Genomic DNA, 19,885 nt, shown 5'->3' on the forward strand with positions numbered 1-19,885 from the left:
GCTCACAGCACGAACGGGATGATCGCCCTGCGCTCCTTCGGGTAGTCGGGGAAGCGGGACAGGTACCACTTGTGGTTCGACATGGCGCGGGGGACGAGGTTCGCCGCGGTGAAAACGGCGAACGCGAGGCCGGCGAGCGACCACGTCGCGAGCGCCCACCCCAGCCACTCGACGAGCTCGCCCAGGTAGTTCGGCATGGTCACGAAGCGGAAGAGCCCGCCCCGCGGGATGCGGTACTCGAGCTCGCCGGGGCGCCGCAGCGCGAGGAGGGTCTCGTCGGAGCGGACGTTGATCGCCATGCCGGCGAGGAAGAGCGCCGCGCCCCCGATGAACCGCGGATCGCAGAGCCAGCCCGCGCCACGCTCCGGGCCGAGCGCGAACAGCCAGCGGCCGTTGAGGTACGCGTTCCAGGAGTTGAAGACGATCGCCATCGCGACGACCGAGATCGGCATCGGCCGCGCGCCGCCCTTGCGGCGGAACGGGTACACGAACGCGCGGTGCAGGTAGTGGATCTCCCACAGCGCGAGGAGGGCGATCGCCGCGGGGTCCTCAGTCCGGTCGCCGAAAAGGAAGAGCGCCGGCATGCCGATCGCCGCGACCGCCTCCATGAGGATCCAGCCCGCGGTGCTCGGCATCGTCGCGCCGAACCCCTTGCGTACGTGGCGGCCGTACGGCGCGGCGATCCGCAGGAGCGCGACCACCGTGACAGCGGCGCAGACGAACAGCCCGACGAGCGCGGCGTCGAAGAAGGTCCGCTCGGTCATGGCGCGCATCTTCGCGGCAAACGGGGGAGGGTGCAAGGTTCCGCTGAGCCACTTTCGGGGTTCCGTGATACTGTAACTGCGGATTTCGACCAACACGGAGGTGCGTCGATGCAGCGTTTCCGGTGTTCGATCCTGATGGGTCTTCTCGCCCTCGCGGCGGCCTCGTGCGAGGGGGCAGCCCCCGGTCCCCTCCCGGCGCCCGACGCGCGCCAGATCGTCGGCGGCTCCGTGGAGGCGGGCTATCCCGCAGTGGGCGCGCTCACGTTCTACTACCCGGGGAACGGCTACGTGGGATCGTTCTGCACCGCGTCGCTCATCGACGACGACTGGCTGCTCACCGCCGCGCACTGCGTGCTCCCGTCCTCCGACTTCACGCCGGTGCCGGCGCTCACGTACTTCTACGTCGGCGGAAACGCGAACCCGCCGAGCCTCGGCGAGGAGCCGACCGCGGGCGATCTCTACCAGGCGGAGTCGTTCTTCCCGCACCCGAGCTACAGCACCATGACCAGCGCGAACGACATCGCGCTCGTCCACCTCGCGGCCCCCATCGACGGCATCACTCCGCTCCAGATCTACACCGGCACGGCGCTCGCGGCGGAGGAGGGAGAGCCGGCGTTCTACGTCGGGTTCGGGGTGACCACCGGCAGCGGCACCGACAGCGGCGTCAAGCGCTCGGCGTACATCGACATCGGCGACGTCGGCACGTTGTCCTACACGAGCTACTACGACGGCACGGGGATCTGCTTCGGCGACTCGGGCGGCCCGGGGCTCTTCGACTTCGGCTCCGGCGATCGGATCATCGGCGTCAACTCGACGGTCGGCGGGTCCCCGACGTGCATGAGCTCGTACAACGACACCCGCGTCGACGCTTACGACACCTGGGTCGCGAACACGATGGCGTCGAACCCGGACTGCGGGAGCGATTCGGATCTGTGCGTCTGCCCGGATGCGTGCCAGGTCGACGGCAGCTGCGACAACACCGTGTGCCAGACGCTGGACTGCGAGGGGCTCTACGATTGCGCCTCCGGGTGCGGGGTGACCGAAGAGGACTGCTACATCGGCTGCTACCTGACCGCGACCTTCTCGGGACAGGGCCAGTTCGACGATCTCATGGTCTGCGCGTACGAGAACTGCGACGGCATCTCGGATGACACCGAGTACGCCGAGTGCGTCGCCGAGGACTGCGCGACGGAGCTCGACGACTGCTTCCCGCCGTGCGACATCCTCGGCGGCGACTGCGACGACGACGCCTGCTACGTCACCACGACCGCCACGACCGCGTGCTTCCCTTCCGTCGGCAACGTCGACGGAGAGGACTGCTCGGACACGTCGACCACGCTCGGGTGCGCGGACGGCCTGATGTGCTACGGCGGCACCTGCCACGACTTCTGCCTCGGCGAAGGGGACTGCGAGGCGGACGAGACCTGTAACGACGGCCTCTTCTCCAGCTACGATCCGAACCTCGGCTACTGCGACGGGGACGCGGACTCGGACACCGACTCGGACGCCGACACCGATTCGGACTCGGACACCGACTCGGACACCGATTCGGACGCGGATTCGGACTCGGACTCCGACTCGGATTCGGACGGCGATGGCGACGCCGATTCCGACACGACCGGCGACAGCTCGTGCGGGTGCGGCGCGGCGGGCCTCGGCGACTCGGGCGGCCTCCTCTCGCTCCTGCTCGGTTGATCGAGCGCCCTTGGAACAGGACGACAAAGCGAGGGCGCGCGCCAGGCGGGACTACCTCTTCGCGGGAGCGACGGCCCTGGCCGCGGCCATCGTCGGGATCGCGGATCGCGGAATGCTGTCCGAGATCCCGATCCCCGTTGCGGTCGCCGCAATCATCCTGGCCGCGGTCGTGTACGTCCGCGTCGCCTACGGGCTGCTGCGCGGACGCGACGACGACTCCGCCGCGCCGGCCACGGAGCGGATGCGGCGGATGGCGTTCATCTGGCTCATCCTCACGGCCGTGATCGGCGTCGCCGTCGTCAAGGATCCCGCCGCGTCCGTATGGGAGGGCGGGGCGGCAGGGCTCGAGCTCCGCGACTGGGCCGCCGGCGCCGCCGGGATCGCCGTCGTCGTCGCGGCGATCGTGCGCGCGGTCCGGATGATCTCTCTCGGGAGGCGGTGACTACTTGACCGGGGTCGCCTTGAGTGACGCCTTGCCGTCCTTCTCGTAGACCTGGAACTGCACGACCTTGCAGCCGTACCGCGCGACGAGCGCGTCGCGGTTCTTCTTGAGCGTGACCTCGAACCTCTCGAACGTGAGCTGATCGACCGGCTCGCCGAGCTTCTGCTTGAGCGCGACGAACTCGCCGTGGATCTTCCTGAAGTACGCCTGCTCCTCCTCCGGGGAGAGCGCGGGTGGCCCCCCCTGGGGCGCGGGTGGCGCGGGCGGCGGCGGCACCGGCGGGCGCGTGCCCGGGCTGCCCGACGCGGGCGGCGGGGGCGCACCTGCGATCGGGCGGGGCGGGGCGATCGCGGCCTGCGGGCCGGACGCCGGCCTGGGCGCGCCGGCGCTCGGCGGGGGCGGGGCGTCCGGAATGTCGTCCGCGCTCGCCTCGACGAACTTGAACGACGCCGACGAAAGGCGAGGTCCCTCCGACGCCTTGCCGAGGATCGAGTCGATGCTCTTCCCCGCGCCGGCGGCGGATTCGAACGCGGCCTTCACCTTGAGGTCCGCGACCTTGTTGAACGAGATCGCGGTCTTCCGGATGCGGCGGCTGAACTTGTAGATGTTGAGCTGATCCTTCGGGTCGGCCGTCTCGAGCGCCATGACCGCCTTGTGGAGCTTCCCCACGGGGCGCTCCGCCTCGAGGTAGTTCCACAGCCAGCCGAGCAGGACGACGAGCACGATTCCGCCGATGAGCAGCTCGCGCGGCAGCTTGTCGATGTCCTGGACGCCCGCCTTCTCGTAGAACTCCGTCGGCTTGGCCATGAGCGACACCGGCGTCAGGAGCAGGTAGCCGACGTCGTTCGCCGCCGCCTCGCCGTGCACCAGCGCGTAGGCGGTCATGAAGTCCTCGGTCTTGGACTGCACGCGCGAGACCTCGCTGTAACCCTTCTCGCGGAACGTCTTGTCCACGAGCACCTTCTCGAGCTGCTCCGCGATGAGGGCGCGCTGCGGGCTCGTGAGCGGCTTCCCTTCCGGGGAGCCCGCCGCGATGATCGTGTTGCCCGCGAAGAAGGCGAGGAGCACCTTCGGCGAGAGCTCGGCCGCGAGCTTGTCGTTCACGAGCAGGGCGTGCACGAGCGCGCCGACGTACCGGCCGCCCTGGACGACCGGCCGCGCGGCGACGAGCATCACGTCGTTGTCCAGCTTCCAGACATCGTCGCGGATGTAGCCCCGCAGCGCGCCGTCGACCGCCGGGAAGCCGGCGAGGTTGTAGCCCTTGGCGTGCGGGTTCGTCCCGATCTGCCCGACGACGGTGCCCTTGGCGTCGAGCGCGATGAGGAGATCGGCCTTGTACTTTCCGAAGGCCGCGTTCCTCTCCAGCAGCACCTTGAGCAGCTTGTCTCTGACCGAGGCCGCCTTGTCCGGGTTCGCCGAGACCTCCGCGAGCATCTTGCGGACGTCCTCGTCGGCGGTGGCGCCGAGCAGCACGTCGAGACGTTTGCGCGCGTGCAGCGTCAACGCGATCTCGACCTTGTCGGACTCTTTGTAAAGGAGCGCGGTCGAGTTCTCCAGGCGCTCGCGGTTCACGAGGTCGGTGGCGAGCAGCACGATCGCGATGAGCGCTCCGCCGAGCAGTGCGAGCAGCAACGTCCAGATTCGGGATGCAAACATGTTCCCTCTACCTGCCTGTCGGCTTCTTGGCGGGCTCCGCGGGAGCCTTGGCCGGTGCCGCGGGCGCCTTGCCCGGGGCGGGAGCCTTGTCGAGCTTCACTTCGACCGGAACGTCGCCGCGTTCGCTCTCGATTTTGATCTTCTGCTCGTGGACCCACTTGCCGCGGAAGAAGACGCGCAGGGTGTAGTCGCCGACGGCGAGGCCGTCCTGGGAGAAGCCGCCGCTCCCGTCCGCCGAGAGCACGAAGGTCGCGTTCGTGACGACGATCCAGCCGCGGAAGTGCGGCATCAGCCGGCACCGCACCTCGTAGACGCCCTCCCGCGCGAACTCGATCGTCCTGAAGGAGCCACGCGACTGCTTCTCCGGCTTGAAGTCGTCGAAGCCCGGGACGTAGAGCTCGTGATCGAACGGATCGACGCCCCGGAACTTGACCGCGGCGCCGGGCCGCACGACAACGACGTCCTTGTCGAGCCCGCCCGCGCGGACGTCCACCTCGACCGGCTCGGCCTTCGGCGGCGGCGCGCCTTCCCGGATGAGCACGATGCCGAGATCGGTTTTCGGCACGACGAACGGCGGCTCGACGTTGCGCACCGCGTTCGGCTCGTTCCAGTAGCCGGGCTTCACGGCGGTCGGCGCCTTGGCGTCCTCGTCCACGAGCGCCTGGCGGAACTGGTCGGTGACGGCGATCTTGCCGACGACCTTGGCCGCCTCCGCCCTCGCGCCGATGGCGAGGGACAATAGGAGAACGGCCGAAATCAACACGCGCGGGAACATGGCGACCTCCTGCTCGAAACGGAAAACGGTCAATCGGACATCCTGACGAACGCGTTGTCGACCAGCACCTTGGTCTGGGAGCTCGGGCGGTAGCTGATCAGCGCGTCGCCGAGGACCGCGAAGTTGTCGTCCTTGCCGACGCTGTCCAGCGTGTACTCGAACCGGATGACGGACAAGGCGGTGTTGGCCCCGTCGAGGCCGTCCACGGTCTTGCCCTCCTCGTAGAAGTACTCGCAATCGGTGACCGTGCCCGCGCCGCTCGAAGGCATGCCCACGGAAACGTTGTCGAACGAGTACGCGATGGTGCATTTCGTGTCGTCTATCAGCGTGTAGTTGTAACTCTCGATGCGCTGCTCGATCACCGCGCCGGAGCCGTCCGTCAGCACGAGGTTCGACTCGCGCAGGTAGGAGCTCCCACCGTCACTGAACAGGAGATTGTACGAATCTCCAAAAACGTAGACGCTGTCGTGGTTGAAATCGGGCCCGAGGAACAGGACGTCACCGGCGCTGCCGAGCGAGTACATGGTGTCCTGCGTGAAGTTCATGTAGACCGCCGCGAGCTCGTCCAGGGTGCTCACCTCGCCGAGATCCTCGGCCCAACCGCCGCTGAAGGAGATCCTCCCGCCGGAGCCGACGGACCACTCGCCGTCCCGGGCGGTCGTCTCTTCGACGGGCGTCAACGCGGTGACCTCCTCGTGCGTGTGGGTGAGGGTGAACGTCCCGTCCGCTCGCAGCGCCAACGTCCAGGTGTCCGTCTCCGGGTCCGAGGCGTCTCCCGGCTGGAAGATCCTCGTGCGCACCCAGGTTCCTGCGAGATCCGCGGCCGCGCCGCCGCCGCTCTCGTCGCAAGCGAGGGCGCTCGCGGCGCAGAGAGCCCCGAGAACCCCGCACAGGACAGCCCGTTTCGAAGGCATGCTTCGTGACCCTCCTCGATGAGGAACGACGTCGAAGACACGTCGTCTCAATTGTGCAGTTTTACCCCCTCGAGCCCCCCGACTCAAGGCTTGACTCGCCTTCAACCGGGGGCGCGGAACCGAATTCGAGTGTATGCTTCGGCCATGACCCGGGACCCGGAAAGCCGCCGCGCCGCTCTCGTCGCGAGCCTCGAGCGCCTCGGCTCCGCGCTCGTCGCCCTGTCGGGCGGCGTCGACTCCGCGCTGCTTGTCGCGCAGGCCGTCGCACACGTGCGCGGGCCCGTCGAGGCGGCCGTCGCGGTCACGCCGCTGCACCCCGATCCCGGAGCGGCCCGGGCGGCGGCTTCGCACCTCGGCGTCCGCCTGCACGAGATCCGCGTCCCGGTGCTCGACGACCCCGAGCTCCGCGAGAACCCTCCATGGAGGTGCTACCTGTGCAAGCGGGCCATCTTCGGGAGGCTCGCGCAGCTCGCTCGAGACCGGGACCTCCTGGCCGTGCTGGACGGGAGCAACGCGGACGATCTGCGCGATCACCGCCCCGGGCGCCGCGCGCTCCGCGAGCTCGGCGTATCGAGCCCGCTCGCGGACGCCGGGCTGACGAAGACCGAGGTCCGCGCGCTGGCCGGCGAGATGGGGCTCGAGGCCGCTTCGAGGATCTCGGACACCTGCGCGGCGACCCGCTTCCCGTACGGAGCCCGGCTCACCGACGAGGCGATCGCGCGCGTCCGGCGCGCCGAGCGGGCCGTTGCGGCGGAGGTGGGCGGGCCGATCCGGGTCCGGGTGCACGGGGACCTGGCCCGCGTCGAAGTGGTGCCCTCGGCCATCCAGGTCCTCTCGGATCCGCTCGTGCGGGAGCGGATCCGCCGCGCGCTCCGGGAGGCCGGATTCCTCTACGTCGCGCTGGACCTCGACGGGTACAGGAGCGGCGCGATGGACGAGGCGCTCACCGAGGCGGAGCGCCGCGCGGCGCTCTCGGGAGACGATCTCAGCGGGCCTGCCTGAGCCCGAGGATCCAGCTCGACCAGTCCTGCTCGATCTCCTCCGCGGAGCCGCCGCCGAGCACGTGCAGAAGCGTCCTGTAGCCCGTCGGATCCTCGCCGCGAGCTTCGTAGAAGGCGTGGTAGAAATCCACGAGCAGACCGCGCTGTTGGAGGTAGTAGCAGATGTATCGCGCCTCGGCGTAGTTGGTGCCCGGATCCTCGCCGTAGAACTGCTCGTCCGTCCGCGAGGTCAGCCACTCGAACGTCGGCAGCTCACCGAGCGCGATCGCCGCCTTGAGCGTCGGGAGGCGCCAATTGACGAGCCCGCGGATGTGGCCGTCGACCGAGGTCGGGTACTCGAACAAAGAGGCGAGCCCTTCGTCGAGCCACGGTGGGCTCGACGGGAAGTTGGCCGCCACGAACGGGTGCACGATCTCGTGGACCAGGGTGCCGCCGCCGGTCGCGATGTTGATGACGATCGCCCGGTGCTCCCGGGAGTAGAAGCCGTAGGGCGTGCCCGGCGATTCGCCGAAGACGCGCAGCGTGTGCTCCGTGTAGCTCTGGTTGGCGGAGAAGAGCCAGATGTCGACGATCTCCTTCGGATCGCGGGCGAAGAAGTCCTTCTTCAGCAGCGCGACGGCCCGCCGGATCGTGCCGTGCGCGTACGCCTCGACCTCCACGGGGTGCGCGTCGCTCACGACGACGAACGGCGGCTCGACCGCTACCACGAAGCCCTGCGGCACGATCCGCCGCAGCCGCATCACGTGCTGCGCGAAGTCGGCGGGCGTGTTCGCGTCCGAGGCGTCCCCGTACTCCAGCTCGCGCGGGTCGAGGCGGAGGCGGACGACGCCCCACTGGTAGCGGCCCTGGATCGACCAGAGATCGAGGAACTCCTCGCGGCTCATCCGGCGGTACGCGCCGTCCTGGATCGATGGGTCGTGGTACACAACCTCGTCGGACGCCCCCTCGTAGCCGAGCACGAGGTGGAAGTGCTCGGTGGCGTCGGCCGGCGAGGCGCGCATCAGCACGATCGACGGCACCCCGCTCGCGAGGTCGGCGTGGAGGGCCGCGAACGCCGCGTCCATCTCGGCGTCCGACCCGATCGGGGTCCAGATCCGGCCCATCTCGAACCCGATCCGCGCGAGCGCGAACGCCAGCTCGGAGGCGTCCAGGCCGCGTCCTTCGACCGGATCGACGTCCGCGCGATCGAACACGTAGTCTTGGTCCATGTTCTCGCCGAGCTTCCGCAGGTACATCTCGGCGGCCGCCTCGCCGCAGAAGTCCTCCTTTTCCACGACGTGGGGCACTCCGGGGATGAGGACGCTCGTGTAGAGGGGAGGGGCGTTCTCGGCTTTCGAGGTGAGCACCGCGGTCAGAATGGCGAGCTGCAACACGCGTTTGAGCATCGCTCGACCTCCGCCGCACGGGTGTTCCCGTAATGCATAGACATACAGAGGGACGTATAAGTTCCCATCATGATCACGGAATTACGAAAAAAAAATGTAAATGCTTTGTATGTTCGGGGCGAGGAACGCGCGGCCGGAGCTTGCGCGTCTTTCGGCCGAATGAGATGGTATCGTGCGGCGCCGCAAGGGCGGTGCGTGGCCCCGGGGACGAGGGGAGAATCGTGAGATGACCGGACTATTCGCACGCGACGCGCGGGACATCCTCGATCTCGAGGGGCACGCGCTCGTCTCCGCCATGGCCGAGTCGAGTCGCCTGCGGGAGCGCCGGCACGGCCGCTCGGTCAACCTGTGCTGGATCGCCAACGCGCGCAGCGGCTCCTGCGATCAGGACTGCGCGTTCTGCGCCCAGTCGTCCCGTTCCGAGGCCCCCATCGAGAAGCACCCGCTCCTCGGCGCGGACGAGATCGTGCGGGCGGCGAGGAAGGCGGCGGACGGCGGCGCGGTGCGGTTCAGCATCGTGACTTCCGGGGGCGCCATGCGCCGCGGCAGCATGCTCGACACGGTGCTCGCCGCGATCGCCCGCATCCGCAATGAGACCGGGCTCGACGTGTGCGCCTCGCTCGGGTGCGTGGAGCGCGGCGTGCTCGACGATCTCAAGCGCGCGGGGCTCACGCGGTACCACCACAACGTCGAGGCGGCCGAGTCGTTCTGGCCGCGCGTGTGCTCGACGCGGCCGTACGCCGAGCAGCGGCGCGTCGTCGGCGACGCGGCGGCGGCGGGGCTCGAGGTCTGCTGCGGCGGCATCTTCGGGATGGGCGAGTCGCTCGACCAGCGCATCGAGCTGCTCGAGGAGGTCCGCGCGCTCGAGGTCGACTCGGTCGCGATCAACTTCTTCACGCCGATCTCCGGGACGCCGCTCGGCGGGATCGCGCCCATCCCGGCGCTCGACTGCCTGCGCGTCGTCATCGCCGCGCGGATGATGATGCCGCGGCGCGACATCCGGGTGTGCGGCGGACGGGAGCGGAACGTCCGTGACATCCAGGCGCTGCTGCTGCTCGGCGGCGCCTCCGGGATCATGATCGGGGGGTACCTCACGACGACCGGGCGGCCGCCGGAAGAGGATCTCGCCATGATCCGCGATCTCGGTTTCGTGCCGGACGAGATCCCGGAGGGGCGCGACACGGTCTCGGCGCCCGAACCGGAGAGCCGTCGTGCCTGAGACGCGCTACAACCGGCAGGTGCTCGTCTCCGGGATCGGGGCCGCCGGGCAGGAGCGGATCCGCAGGACGCGCGTGGCGCTCGTCGGCGTGGGCGCGCTCGGGTGTGCCATCGCCGATCAGCTCGTCCGCGCCGGGATCGGGTACCTGCGCCTCGTCGATCCGGACACCCCCGAGATCTCGAACCTCCAGCGGCAGGTGCTCATCGACGAGGACGACGTGCGCGAGCAGCGCCCCAAGGCGCTCGCGGCCGCCGCGAAGCTCAAGCGCGCCAACAGCGCGGTGGCGATCGAGCCGGTGGTCGGCCGGCTCGACGCGCGGAACGCGAACGAGCTGCTCGGCGGCGTCGACATCGTCCTCGACGGCACGGACAACTTCGAGGCGCGCTACCTCATCGACAGGACGTGCGTCGCGGCCCGCCGGCCGTGGGTGTTCGGCGGCGTGCTCGCGTGGAGCGGGATGTCGTTCCCGGTCGTGCCCGGCGGTCCGTGCCTGCGGTGCGCGCTCGGGCCCGAGCCGCCGAGCGGGCAGGCGCCCACCACGGCGGACGTCGGGATCCTCTGCGCGACCGTCGCCACCGCCGCGTCGATCGAGGTCGCCCGCGCGCTCAAGATCGCGGTCGGCCGGGCGGTCTCGCCGACGCTCGTCGTCTTCGACCTGCTCGCCGAGACGATGCGGTCGATCGCGGTGGTCAGCGATCCCTCCTGCCCGGTGTGCGGCGTCCCTGACGACGCGGGGTGAGAGGCGCTCGGCGCGAGTGTTTGACCGGCGTCGCCCTCACGGCGCGAGGCGGGCGATGAACATGTCGCGATCGCCGGCCGAGACGACCGTGTCGTCCGCGGGCTGGCCGAGGTCGAACGCGGCTGCGTCCTCGAACGAGCCGACGAGCACCGGCGAGTCGTCCGTCAGCGCGGCCAGGGCGCTCGGCCGCTCGGTGCCGATGCCGCCCATGGCGCGCGTCCAAATTACCGCGCCTTCGGCGTCGTACCTCGCCAGCGCGACGTCGAAGCCGCCAGCGGTGGCCAGAACGCATTCCCCCGACGTCTCGGCGCCGAACGTGATCGTGCCGTCGGACCACCCGAACTGTCCGGCAGCGTAGATCGGGCCGGCCGCGCCCTCCATCGATGCGAGGGCGTGGCCGCTGCCCTTGCCCGCCTTCACGGCCCAGGCGAGGCTGCCGTCTGGCTCGTACGCCGCCGTGAACATCCCGCCGAGGTACCCGGTGAGCGTGGTCTGGTTCGGCTCGCCCTGCCCGAAAGTGACAGCCCAGCTGTAGTCGCCGGCCACGGTCACACCGCCGTCGCCGAACTCGCCGATCGCGCGTGCGCGACCGCCATCGCCTTGAGGGAGGCCGTTCGCGGTCACCGCCCATGCGAGCGCGCCGTCCGGGTCGAACCGGGCCACGACCAGGCCGATGTTGCTCTGGTAGAGCGTGGCCTCGTTCGGCTCGCCGGACCCGAGAACCAGGGTGCCGGAGAAGGCTCCGGCCATCGCGAACGAGCCGTCCGGATACGCCACCACGTCGTACGGGAACAGGTTGCCGTCGCCGTCCGTGGCCCGGGCGAACACGAGCGACCGCGACGGATCGTACCGCGCGAAGAAGCCTTGCTGGCACCCCGGCGTGGCGGTCAGCTCCACCTCGCCGGGCTCGCCCTCCCCGAGGAGGATCGAACCGACGAAGATTCCCACGACGATCGCGGAGCCGTCCTCGAGCGCGGCCGCGGCGTAGCCGGCGGCTCCGGCGCCGCCCGCTTCGGATACCACCTCGATCAGCCCGCCGTCGGCTGCGTACCAAGCGGCGAAGAAGGCGTACTCCTCGTCGCCCCACGGGAGCGTGGTCTCGTTCGCCTCGCCCTCGCCGAACACCGCGTCGCCCTCGACCTGGCCCGTGACGATCGACGTGCCGTCCGCGAACGCGTCGGCGCCGAGCACGGTGTCGATCCCGGCGCTGCCTGCTCTCTCGGCCCAGAGCAGCGCGCCGTCCGGGCCGTACGCGGCCACGAACACGTCCTTGCCGCCCGCCGCGGCGAGCGCGATCTCTCCGGGCTCGCCCTCGCCGAACACCGCGGTCTGCTCGAACGAGCCGACCGCTATCGACGTGCCGTCCGCGGCGGTCGCGACGTGGGAGGCGCGATCCTCGCCGGGCCCGCCGGCGCTCCGCACCCACACGGTCGCCGGGATTCCGGTGTCGGTATCCCCGTCGACGTCGGTGTCCGCGTCGGAATCCGCGTCGGCGTCCGAGCCGGCCGTCTCGCCGAAGATCAGGCCGGTCTTTCCGCAGCCCGCGAGGAGAAGGGTGGCGGCGATCGCGGCGGCTCGGGTCATGGGATCATCTCTTTCTTTTCGGCTTCACGGGCGCGGGGCTTGCGCCCGGGCCGAGCGCCATCGCCGCGACCGGATCCAGGGCCGCGCGCTTCGCGAGCACGTAGTACGCGATCGCCGCCGCTATCAACGTGGCGATCCCGATGATCTGCGAGGTGGAGAGCGGGCCGAGCCCGCCGCGGCCGACGTCGCCGCGCAGGAGCTCCATCGCGGCGCGCGTGGCGCCGTAGTACATCGTGAACACCAGGAAGACCTGCCCGCGGAAGCGCGTGCGCCGCCGGACGATCATCGTGATCGCGAACGCGATCCAGCCGTTGAGCACCTCCATGAGCTGCGTCGGGTAGACGAGCGCCGACCAGGCGTCCGACGCGCGCACGAGCCCGTCGTGCACGTGGTGGAGGAACGCCGGCGCGCCGTCGAGCTGCTTGGCGCTGCCGAACGAGCTCTCGGCGAGGCGCGTCTTCAGATCGGCGAGCTGCACGTCCCAGTTCGGGAAGCGCACGCCGAGCGCGCGGACGAAGCCGGGCGCGTCCGCCGGAATCGGCCTGCCGTAGTCGCAGCCGAAGAGGAAGCAGCCGATGCGCGTGATGCCGAGCCCGGCCGCGAGCGTCGGCACGACGACGTCCGCCCACGGCAGGAGCCGGATTCTCGCCCGCCTCAGGTAGATCCACGAGCCGACAAAGCCGCCGAGGAAGCCGCCGTACGCGACGATCCCGCCGCCGCGCGGATCGAGGAACGTGCCGAGGCTCGCGCCGTAAAACAGCGACGGGTTGGTGACGATGTACAGCAGCCGCGAGCCGAAGAGCGCCGCGATCGCGGTCACGACGAAGCAGCCCATGAGCCGATCCTTGGGCAGCCCGTCCTTGGCGCCGAGGCGCATGACGATGTTCCACCCGACGATCAGCGAGAGCGCGAGCATCATCCCGTACGAGAAGATCGGGAGATCGATGCCGGGGATCGTGAACGCGACCGGGTGCATGGAGGCAGGTTAGTTTGGAACGGGAAGATTGGAAAGGACGGGATTGAAGAGAGGAGGGGGTCCGACTATAGTGCGCCGAACCGAAGCGGAGGCGTGAGATGAACGACGTGACGGGCAAGCGGATCGGGTTCGACAACGAGCGGTACCTCGCCGAGCAGTCGGCCGCGATCCTCGAGCGCGTGGCGCGGTTCGGTGACAAGCTGTACCTCGAGTTCGGCGGCAAGCTCGTGTTCGACTACCACGCGGCCCGCGTGTTGCCGGGCTACGACCCCAACGTCAAGATCAAGCTGCTGCAGCGGCTCAAGGACAAGATCGAGATCGTGTTCTGCGTCAGCGCGCAGGACGTGGCCAAGGGCCGCATCCGCGGCGACTTCGGGATGACCTACGACACCGCCACGCTCAAGACGCTGGACGATCTCAGGGACTACGGCTTGCCGGTCATCGCGGTGTCGCTCAACCGGTTCGCAGAGGAGCCGACCGCGGTGCAGCTCAAGAACAAGATCGAGCGCCGCGGGACCAAGGTCTACACGCAGGGCGAGATCCGCGGCTACCCGACCGACGTGGACCGCATCGTGAGCGATCAGGGCTACGGCAAGAACCCCTACATCGAGACGACCAAGCCGATCGTGGTCATCACCGGCGCCGGACCGGGCAGCGGGAAGATGGCCACGGCGCTGTCGCAGATGTACCACGACCACCGCGCCGGGAGGCAGGCGGGGTTCGCGAAGTTCGAGACGTTCCCGATCTGGAATCTGCCGATCGACCACCCGGTCAACGCGGCCTACGAGGCGGCGACCGCGGACATCGGCGACTTCAACCTCGTCGATCCGTTCCACCTCACCGCCCACGGAACGAACGCGATCAACTACAACCGCGACGTCGAGAACTTCCCGATCCTGCGGGCAATCATCGAGCGCATTCTCGGGGCCGGCGGCAACATCCCGTGCTACCGCTCCCCGACCGAGATGGGAGTCAACCGCGCGTCGAGCGGGATCGTCGACGACGAAGTCGTACGCGAGGCGTCCCGCCAGGAGATCCTCCGGCGCTACTTCCGGTACAGGTGGGAGTACGCGATCGGCGTCGAGCGCCGGGAGACTGTCGACCGGATCGAGGCGTTGACCCGGAGGCTCGGGTTGCAGCCGACCGACCGGGCGCCCGTGCGGCACGCGCGCGACGCGGCGAGGGGCGCCGAGGAGTCGGGCAAGGGCCACGACGGGATGTTCTGCGGCGCCGCGATCGAGCTGAAGGATCGGACGACGATCACGGGGAAGAACTCGCCGCTGCTCCACTCGGCGTCGGCCGCGGTGCTCAACGCCGTGAAGTCGCTCGCCGGCATCCCGGACAGCATCGACCTCCTGCCCTCGGCGGTGATCCAGAACCTCGCGCGGCTCAAGCGCGACGTCATGGGCCTCTCGGCCACGAGCCTCGACGTGGAGGAGGTGCTCGTGGCGCTCGCGATCAGCGCGGCGAGCAACCCCGCGGCCGACGCGGGGATGAAGGCGCTCGCCAGCCTGCGTGGCACCGAGATGCACATGACGCACATCCCGACCCAGGGCGATCTCGTCGGCATCCGGCGGCTCGGGATCAACCTCACCACCGACGCCGAGCTCACGCCCGGCGGGTACTTCCTGCGTTAGAGATCACGGCGATCGCCGGCCCGGCAGGCGCATGAGCGCGAGGTGCGCGGCGCGGAGCCACCGCGGCGTGCGCAGGACCGCCTCACGGATCGCCGGGTGCCATAGCACGCGCTCCTTGAGGAACGCCCGCGCCTCGTCGCGGGGCGAGCGGCCGCCGCAGGTGAACGGCCGATAGAGCCGCAGCGCGGCGTCCTCGATCGGGAACTCCCCGAGCGAGATGCCGTGCTCCTCGGCCCGCTCGGTCAGCTCGCAGGAGCTCGGGAGGTTGAACAGCGACAGGTTGAGGAAGTCGACGTGGCGATGGTTGCGCGCGAGCAGCTCGAGCGTGGCCTCGCGATCCGCGTCGGTCTCGCCCGGCAGGCCGAACAGGAGGTATAGGTACGTCCGGATGCCCGCGCCGGCGACCGCGGCGATCACGCGCTCCGCCTCCGCCGGGTCGACGCCCTTGTCGAACCGCCCGAGCAGCGCGCCGCTCCCGCTCTCCACGCCGAGCTGCAGCATCAGGCAACCGGCGTCCGCTGCGGCGTCTACGAGGGAGCCGCGCAGGAGCTGCCGGGTCGGCCGGGCGAAGCCGTAGAACGCGGCGCCCGCCGCCTTCGCGAGCGGCAGGAAGCGCCGCAGGGGGCCCGGCGGGATCGCGGAATCGACGAGGTGCACGACGGGTCGCGCCGCAAAGACCGAGGCCGGGACCGACCCGAAGAACCGCTCGAGCGACGCGGCGGGGACGCCTCGATAGGGCAGCGCGCGATCCGGGCAGAACCGGCACCGCCGCCAGTAGCAGCCGCTGCTCAGGGCGAGCGGCACGATCGGCCGCGCCGAGAGGTACGGATCCTTTGCGAGCATCCGCGGCCACGCGAGCGTGTCCAGGAGCGGGCGGCGCGCGTCCCCGCCGAGCAGCGCGGAGCCGTCCCCGAGATCGACGGGGCCGATCGCGGCCCTGAGCGCGTCGAGCCCTGCGCCCGTCGCCGCGAGGCTCCGCGGGAGCGAGCCCCCGACCGCGTAGCGCGCGCCGTTGCGATCGAGGAAGCGGACGAGATCGATCGCCGCCGGGAGCTGCGAGAGGTACGCGAGCGACACGAGCACGCGGCGCGGCCGCTCCGCCTCGAGCACCGGCCGGAGCGACTCCTCCCACAGCTCCGAGAACGGGCTCGGGTTCTCGGCGAGCCATCGCGCCACCGCCGCTGGGTCGTGGACGCGGACCGGCGGCTCGAGATCCATGAGCGTCAGCCGCCAGCCCGGGTGCCGCTCGCCGAACGGCCGGAGCCTTCTGTGGAGCTGCCCGACGGCGGAGCGGTGCCTGTCGGGCTCGTACCCCGATCGCGCGTCGAGGAGGTAGCGCAAGGCGGCCTCGCCGACGCGGCCCTCTCCCCGCCGCAGCTCGCGCCAGAAGAACGCGAGCGACAGGTCGAGGAGCGCGACGTCCCGCCCGGCGCCGGCGAGCCCTGCGGCGAGCAGGAAGGCGCCTGCGGCGGGCTCGGCCGGCGAGTGGACCGGGGGCGTGAGCACGAGCTCGTCCATCGGGCCAACCTAGCCGGTCGCGGGCCGGCGCTCAATAAATCGCGTCGGGGATTCGACCTCGCGCTTGGTTGAGACTACACTTCCGGCAGGAGGCGGACATGCAGTGGATCTTCTACTGTCCCAAGTGCGGAGCCGCGATCAACCCTGGCGGGGTCGTGACGCTCATCGCCTCGCGGGGCAGCGTGACCATCCTGCTCGGGTTCAACCCGGAGCCCGGGAACTACGACCTCTTCCTGCCACCGGGCATCGCCCTGCCGCCCGGCACGGAGTGGAGCTTCTCTTGTCCGGTGTGCCGGGCCGACCTCGCGAGCGCCGAGCACGACAAGCTGTGCGAGCTCGTGCTGATGGTGGGGACCGAGCGGCGCCGGCTGCTCTTCTCGCGCATCGCCGGCGAGCAGGCGACCTACGTGCTCCGCGGCGACGCGGCGCTGGTCGAGCGCCACGGCGAGCACTCGGACAGGTACGACGACACGGTCCGCCTGAAGCGGCAGCGTCCCGAGGAGCTCGGTCAGTAGATCAGGTAGCTCAGGTTGTCGACGACGTCGTCGGGATACGGCGACACCGGCACCCCGCACAGGAGCACGGAGGGCGTCCCGGCAAGCTCTAGAGCGCCGGCGAGCGCCGCGTCGCGCTCCACTTCCGCCGCGACCTCGTCGGACCCGAGATCCGCGGCGAACGCCTCCGTGTCGAGCCCGGCGGCCGCGGCGTAGGACGCGATGTGCCCGTCGGTCAGCTCGGCGGCGGGCTTGAGGAGCAGCGGGAAGAGCCTCCAGAAGGCCTCGTCCCCCTGCCGGTGCGCGGCGGCGGCGCCGACGGCCGCTGCGTACGCGCGCTCGTGGATCGACGTCAGCGGGAAGTGGTGGAACCGCACGGCGAGGGAGTCGGAGCGCCCGTCCGCGGCCAGCCGGTCGAGAAACGGCCCGAGACCGAACCACAGCTGCGCGGTCCCGGGGCACTGGAAGTCGCCGAAGATCGCGAGCTCGACGGGCGCGTCGCCCGGTCCGAGCCGCGGCGCGTCGTCGTCGTCGAGGGCGATGCCCTGGCCCGCGACGCAGTGCTCCACGGGGAAGTCGTCGCACGCGCAGATCGCCAGCGCCGCGAGCGCCACCTTCGTCAGTCGACGCAGACCTCGATGCATCCGGCCTCGACCTCGATCGCCTCGAGCTCGATCTCGCCGCCGCCCTCCGCGGAGGCCGTCGCGCCCGCCTTGAAATCGTCGGCGCTCTCGATGCGCCGCGGAACGAGCGCCCGCCTCGCCCCTTCGCGCGGGGAGAGGCGCGCGAAAGCTTCCCGGAAGGCGGCGACCGAACCCGCGTCCGCGGGCCCGTCCGCGCTCGCCGCGCCGTGGAGCACGTGCATCGCGTCGGGCGCCAACGCCGCGCCCTCGACCTCGATCGTGCCCTCCTCGCCGTCGCGCTCGAACCGAACGAGCCACGTCTCGCCCACGAGGGCAACCCAGACGCGGGCGTTCACCGCGCGAAGCTCCGCCGCGCCGACGCGGATCACGGCGCCCTTCGAGCCGACGGCGACGCGGAACGCGCCGTTCGACAGCTCCACGCGGGTCCCGCCGCCGCACGCGATCGAGGCGCGCGAGCCGTCCGCCGCCGAAACGAGGGCGGCGCCGCAGGCCACGAGCGCCGCGCCGTCGCCGCGCGCGAGCACCTGCCCCGGGGACGATCCCTGCGGCTCGAACGCAGCGCCCCCGTCGACCGGGACGAGCGCCGCGATCGGGGGCTCGGCGGCGGCGGGTCCGGCCGCGCCGAGCGCGAGCCCGATGAGGAGGAGTGGCGGCGCCGATCTCATGCGGTCCATCGTCGTCCCGGCGCAGAAACCTGTCAACCGCGGCGCGTCGGCGCTTGCGTTTGCCGCCCCATGTTCTATGAAGCGTTGAGGGGGAGACGGGGAGCGGAGAGCGCGGTGGACGGCCACGACGCAGAGGAGCTCGGACCGGACGTCGTCGAGCTGATCGAGCGTGTCGATCTGCTCGAGCGGCGGGTCCGCGAGCTCGAGGACGAGAACGCCCTCGTGCGGGGGCGGGAGCGGAGGCTCGCCGGGGTCCTCGAGTCGACGCCGTACGGCGTGGCGATCCTGGACATCGACGGGTTCATCATCTACCTGAACCGGGGCGTCCTGAGCCTCACGGGGTACGAGGAGCGCACGAACCTGCTCGGCCGGCGCCTCGAGGAGCTCACGGACGCGGGAGGGCGCAAGACCCTGTCGGTCGGCCTGGGCGCGGTGATGGCCGAGCGCGGCTACTGGACGGGGGAGATCGCGATCCTCCACCAGGACGGCACGGCGATCCCGACGCAGATCTCGTGCGGGCGGTTCTTCGACGAGCGGCATCGGCCCAACGACGTCATCGTCACGCTGCGCGACCTCTCGCGCGAGAAGAGCTCCCCGCGGATGGAGCGACGCCTCGAGGACCAGGTCGTGCAGTCGCAGAAGATGGAGGCGATCGGCACCCTCGCGGGCGGCGTGGCGCACGACATGAACAACGTGCTCACGGCGATCCTCAACCTCGGCGCGATCCTCCGCGAGGAGATGGGCGCGGACGAGCGGCACCGCGGCGACGTGGAGGGAATCCTCTCCGCCGCGAAGCGGGGCCGGGACCTGACGCGCAACCTGCTCGCGTTCGCGCGCAAGGGCAAGTACCGCCGCGAGCGGCTGTCGCTGAACCACGTCGTCGAGGAGGTGCGCGGGCTCCTCGCGCACACAGCCCCGAAGACCGTCGGGTTCCAGCTCGTGCTGGACGAGTCGATGCCGCCCGTCGAGGGGGACTTCGGGCAGATCTCCCAGGCGATCATGAACCTGTGCATCAACGCCATCGACGCGATGGACGGGGAGGGGACGATCACCTGCTGCACCGGGACCGTCCGCCTCGAGGCCGGGGAGCTGCCCGGGTGGACGGAGCTGCCCGGCGGCGAGTACGCGCGGCTCGAGATCATCGACACCGGCGCGGGCATGGAGCCCGACGTCCTCGAGCGCGTCTTCGAGCCGTTCTTCACGACCAAGGATCCGCAGCGCGGGACCGGCCTCGGGCTCGCGATGGTCTACGGCACGGTCAAGAACCACGGGGGCGCGGTCCTCATCGACTCGAAGCGCGGCGCCGGGACCCGGGCGACGATCCACCTCCCGCTCGCGCGGGGCGGCGAGCTCCCGGTCCGGATCAGCGGGATCTTCCCGACGGTGCACGCGGCCGACGCCGCGGGGACCATCCTGCTCGTGGACGACGAGGAGATGATCCGCCGCTCGGTCAAGCGCGCCCTCGTGCGGCTCGGCTACGAGGTCGTGCTCGCTGGCAACGGGCTCGAGGCGCTCGAGCTGATCCGATCGCGGCGCCGCGAGCTGTCGCTCGTGATCCTCGACCTCCTGATGCCCGTGATGGGCGGCGAGGAGGCGTTCCACAAGATCCGCGCCCTCGATCCCGACCTCCCGATCCTGATCGCCTCGGGCTACGCCGAGGAGGAGAAGGTCGAGGCGCTGCTCGCCGCCGGCGCGAGGGGGTTCGTCGAGAAGCCGTTCGACCTCGCGCGGATCTCCGAGGAGGTCAAGCTGGCGGCGCGGGTGCTGTGAGCGGGGC

General features: G+C 70.5%; 18 protein-coding genes. 8 read left to right on the forward strand and 10 right to left on the reverse strand.

Features of this window, described 5'->3' with window-relative positions; all coding sequences use genetic code 11:
• Positions 1–2 precede the first annotated feature (2 nt).
• On the reverse strand, positions 3–764 hold the full coding sequence (locus tag M0R80_09000; GenBank protein ID MCK9459761.1) for a DUF1295 domain-containing protein: 762 nt from the start codon (positions 762–764) through the stop codon (positions 3–5).
• Positions 765–872: 108 nt separating this feature from the next.
• Here M0R80_09000 and M0R80_09005 point away from each other — a divergent pair, with 108 nt between their 5' ends.
• Together M0R80_09005 and M0R80_09010 are read left to right on the forward strand one after the other, a co-directional pair.
• Positions 873–2,459 (forward strand): trypsin-like serine protease, encoded by a 1,587-nt coding sequence (locus M0R80_09005; protein MCK9459762.1) that lies wholly within the window; start codon positions 873–875, stop codon positions 2,457–2,459.
• Positions 2,460–2,469: 10 nt separating this feature from the next.
• Positions 2,470–2,901, forward strand: a complete 432-nt coding sequence (locus M0R80_09010; GenBank protein MCK9459763.1) for a hypothetical protein — start codon at positions 2,470–2,472, stop codon at positions 2,899–2,901.
• Here M0R80_09010 and M0R80_09015 read toward each other — a convergent pair whose 3' ends face one another.
• The 3 genes from M0R80_09015 to M0R80_09025 are packed head-to-tail and all read right to left on the reverse strand — an operon-like array spanning position 2,902 to position 6,246.
• A complete protein-coding gene (locus M0R80_09015; GenBank protein ID MCK9459764.1) occupies positions 2,902–4,557 on the reverse strand; it encodes a hypothetical protein in 1,656 nt (551 codons plus the stop codon).
• A 7-nt stretch (positions 4,558–4,564) separates the two neighbouring features.
• Positions 4,565–5,365, reverse strand: coding sequence for a hypothetical protein (locus tag M0R80_09020; protein MCK9459765.1), 801 nt, complete (start codon positions 5,363–5,365; stop codon positions 4,565–4,567).
• Complete coding sequence (locus tag M0R80_09025; GenBank protein MCK9459766.1) at positions 5,362–6,246, reverse strand: hypothetical protein; 885 nt, start codon at positions 6,244–6,246, stop codon at positions 5,362–5,364. The genes M0R80_09020 and M0R80_09025 overlap by 4 nt, the downstream gene beginning before the upstream one ends.
• Positions 6,247–6,390: 144 nt before the next feature.
• On the opposite strand from M0R80_09025, the gene larE reads away from it, so the two are divergent.
• Positions 6,391–7,248 carry an ATP-dependent sacrificial sulfur transferase LarE gene (larE, locus tag M0R80_09030; protein ID MCK9459767.1) on the forward strand — a complete coding sequence of 286 codons (858 nt, stop codon included), beginning with the start codon at positions 6,391–6,393 and terminating at the stop codon, positions 7,246–7,248.
• On the opposite strand, the gene M0R80_09035 is transcribed toward larE, so the two are convergent.
• Entirely contained in the window at positions 7,232–8,632 is a 1,401-nt protein-coding gene (locus M0R80_09035; GenBank protein MCK9459768.1) for a C39 family peptidase, read from the reverse strand. The two genes, larE and M0R80_09035, sit on opposite strands and share 17 nt — an antisense overlap.
• A 226-nt stretch (positions 8,633–8,858) precedes the next feature.
• On the opposite strand from M0R80_09035, the gene bioB reads away from it, so the two are divergent.
• A complete protein-coding gene (bioB, locus tag M0R80_09040) occupies positions 8,859–9,851 on the forward strand; it encodes a biotin synthase BioB (GenBank protein MCK9459769.1) in 993 nt (330 codons plus the stop codon).
• Entirely contained in the window at positions 9,844–10,590 is a 747-nt protein-coding gene (locus M0R80_09045; protein MCK9459770.1) for a HesA/MoeB/ThiF family protein, read from the forward strand. The genes bioB and M0R80_09045 overlap by 8 nt, the downstream gene beginning before the upstream one ends.
• Before the next feature lie 36 nt (positions 10,591–10,626).
• On the opposite strand, the gene M0R80_09050 is transcribed toward M0R80_09045, so the two are convergent.
• The gene (locus M0R80_09050; GenBank protein ID MCK9459771.1) at positions 10,627–12,174 is read right to left on the reverse strand and encodes a hypothetical protein; all 1,548 of its coding nucleotides are present in this window, start codon (positions 12,172–12,174) and stop codon (positions 10,627–10,629) included.
• Positions 12,175–12,178: 4 nt separating this feature from the next.
• Positions 12,179–13,150, reverse strand: coding sequence for a prolipoprotein diacylglyceryl transferase (locus M0R80_09055; GenBank protein ID MCK9459772.1), 972 nt, complete (start codon positions 13,148–13,150; stop codon positions 12,179–12,181).
• 98 nt (positions 13,151–13,248) lie between these two features.
• Between M0R80_09055 and M0R80_09060 the strand changes: the two genes are divergently transcribed.
• Entirely contained in the window at positions 13,249–14,787 is a 1,539-nt protein-coding gene (locus M0R80_09060; protein ID MCK9459773.1) for a DUF1846 domain-containing protein, read from the forward strand.
• A 3-nt stretch (positions 14,788–14,790) separates the two neighbouring features.
• Here the strand turns inward: M0R80_09060 and M0R80_09065 are convergent, their stop codons facing one another.
• Entirely contained in the window at positions 14,791–16,305 is a 1,515-nt protein-coding gene (locus M0R80_09065) for a radical SAM protein (GenBank protein ID MCK9459774.1), read from the reverse strand.
• Between the two features lie 98 nt (positions 16,306–16,403).
• Between M0R80_09065 and M0R80_09070 the strand changes: the two genes are divergently transcribed.
• Positions 16,404–16,820 carry a hypothetical protein gene (locus M0R80_09070; protein ID MCK9459775.1) on the forward strand — a complete coding sequence of 139 codons (417 nt, stop codon included), beginning with the start codon at positions 16,404–16,406 and terminating at the stop codon, positions 16,818–16,820.
• On the opposite strand, the gene M0R80_09075 is transcribed toward M0R80_09070, so the two are convergent.
• Together M0R80_09075 and M0R80_09080 are read right to left on the reverse strand one after the other, a co-directional pair.
• On the reverse strand, positions 16,814–17,443 hold the full coding sequence (locus M0R80_09075; protein ID MCK9459776.1) for a DsbA family protein: 630 nt from the start codon (positions 17,441–17,443) through the stop codon (positions 16,814–16,816). The two genes, M0R80_09070 and M0R80_09075, sit on opposite strands and share 7 nt — an antisense overlap.
• Complete coding sequence (locus M0R80_09080) at positions 17,419–18,117, reverse strand: hypothetical protein (protein ID MCK9459777.1); 699 nt, start codon at positions 18,115–18,117, stop codon at positions 17,419–17,421. Before M0R80_09080 ends, M0R80_09075 begins: the two co-directional genes overlap by 25 nt.
• A 105-nt stretch (positions 18,118–18,222) precedes the next feature.
• Here M0R80_09080 and M0R80_09085 point away from each other — a divergent pair, with 105 nt between their 5' ends.
• The gene (locus tag M0R80_09085) at positions 18,223–19,878 is read left to right on the forward strand and encodes a response regulator (protein MCK9459778.1); all 1,656 of its coding nucleotides are present in this window, start codon (positions 18,223–18,225) and stop codon (positions 19,876–19,878) included.
• Positions 19,879–19,885: the final 7 nt, after the last annotated feature.

Source organism: Pseudomonadota bacterium (genome assembly GCA_023229365.1).
Lineage (GTDB): Bacteria > Myxococcota_A > Polyangia > JAAYKL01 > JAAYKL01 > JALNZK01.

Coding starts and splice junctions, on each gene's coding strand:
- M0R80_09000 (MCK9459761.1), bottom strand. CDS start 764: ATGACCGAGCGGACCTTCTTCGACGCCGCGCTCGTCGGGCTGTTCGTC.
- M0R80_09005 (MCK9459762.1), top strand. CDS start 873: ATGCAGCGTTTCCGGTGTTCGATCCTGATGGGTCTTCTCGCCCTCGCG.
- M0R80_09015 (MCK9459764.1), bottom strand. CDS start 4,557: ATGTTTGCATCCCGAATCTGGACGTTGCTGCTCGCACTGCTCGGCGGA.
- M0R80_09025 (MCK9459766.1), bottom strand. CDS start 6,246: ATGCCTTCGAAACGGGCTGTCCTGTGCGGGGTTCTCGGGGCTCTCTGC.
- larE (MCK9459767.1), top strand. CDS start 6,391: ATGACCCGGGACCCGGAAAGCCGCCGCGCCGCTCTCGTCGCGAGCCTC.
- M0R80_09035 (MCK9459768.1), bottom strand. CDS start 8,632: ATGCTCAAACGCGTGTTGCAGCTCGCCATTCTGACCGCGGTGCTCACC.
- bioB (MCK9459769.1), top strand. CDS start 8,859: ATGACCGGACTATTCGCACGCGACGCGCGGGACATCCTCGATCTCGAG.
- M0R80_09050 (MCK9459771.1), bottom strand. CDS start 12,174: ATGACCCGAGCCGCCGCGATCGCCGCCACCCTTCTCCTCGCGGGCTGC.
- M0R80_09055 (MCK9459772.1), bottom strand. CDS start 13,150: ATGCACCCGGTCGCGTTCACGATCCCCGGCATCGATCTCCCGATCTTC.
- M0R80_09060 (MCK9459773.1), top strand. CDS start 13,249: ATGAACGACGTGACGGGCAAGCGGATCGGGTTCGACAACGAGCGGTAC.
- M0R80_09065 (MCK9459774.1), bottom strand. CDS start 16,305: ATGGACGAGCTCGTGCTCACGCCCCCGGTCCACTCGCCGGCCGAGCCC.
- M0R80_09070 (MCK9459775.1), top strand. CDS start 16,404: ATGCAGTGGATCTTCTACTGTCCCAAGTGCGGAGCCGCGATCAACCCT.
- M0R80_09075 (MCK9459776.1), bottom strand. CDS start 17,443: ATGCATCGAGGTCTGCGTCGACTGACGAAGGTGGCGCTCGCGGCGCTG.
- M0R80_09080 (MCK9459777.1), bottom strand. CDS start 18,117: ATGGACCGCATGAGATCGGCGCCGCCACTCCTCCTCATCGGGCTCGCG.